A 773-nucleotide genomic window follows, 5' to 3' on the forward strand; every position below is an offset into this window, starting at 1 on the left:
AGATTTTTGATTCAGCTGTAGGAGTAATAGGCTTTATAACTTCATATTGCCTATAAGGTTTATTTAATGAGCTAAAAGGTAATGCACGTTTTTCAATTCACATGGATTTATTCATTTTTCTTGCTTCATCGGCTACCCTATAAAAAATTTCTGAAGCTATATCATCTAAAGGTTCAATTTCCCTTACTGTCTGTACCCCAATAATAATTTCAGATATTCGACTTTTATCAATATCCATATTTTTTTCAAAACTTATTAAATATTCAATTTGGTTATAAATAGATTTCAACACAATTAAATCTGGATATAAACCTATTAGATTCTCGCATTTTTCTAGTGCAATATAAAATAGTTCTAGCCGTTTATTCATTAATCACTTCACCTGTTTTAAATTTTCTTTGTTTGGAACAAAATACTGTGTACCACCACCTTTTGCTGGATAAGGTTTATTCGGATCAGTCCATGTATCAACAATTTCTTTAGCTTTTGATTTAAGCACCTCTGTTTCCTTTACTGGAGCAAAAGTAATTGGCACTCTTCCTGCTGGGTTAATTCCTAAATGGTTTGCTGGAGTACCAACTGGTGCAAAATAATTGCCAATTCTACCATCTTTAATATGTTGCACATATTTTTCATCTATTTTCAATATCGAATAAAAGCGTTAGTAAGTTCAACATCATTTTTAATTGGTTTAATATTCACTGATATTTCCTCATTCTTATAGTGTCCTCCAATTCCCAATACCTAGAAACAGGAGGATAGACATCAATATG

Annotated in this window: 2 protein-coding genes; both read right to left on the reverse strand. The window is 30.9% G+C overall.

The window, feature by feature from the left end; genetic code table 11:
• Positions 1-97: 97 nt before the first annotated feature.
• The gene (locus tag HMPREF0023_RS09320) at positions 98-370 is read right to left on the reverse strand and encodes a hypothetical protein (protein WP_008941961.1); all 273 of its coding nucleotides are present in this window, start codon (positions 368-370) and stop codon (positions 98-100) included.
• A gap of 3 nt (positions 371-373) precedes the next feature.
• Positions 374-625 (reverse strand): polymorphic toxin type 46 domain-containing protein, encoded by a 252-nt coding sequence (locus tag HMPREF0023_RS09325; RefSeq protein ID WP_010589574.1) that lies wholly within the window; start codon positions 623-625, stop codon positions 374-376.
• Positions 626-773 lie beyond the last annotated feature (148 nt).

The organism is Acinetobacter sp. ATCC 27244 (genome assembly GCF_000156555.1).
Taxonomy (GTDB): Bacteria; Pseudomonadota; Gammaproteobacteria; order Pseudomonadales; family Moraxellaceae; genus Acinetobacter; species Acinetobacter haemolyticus.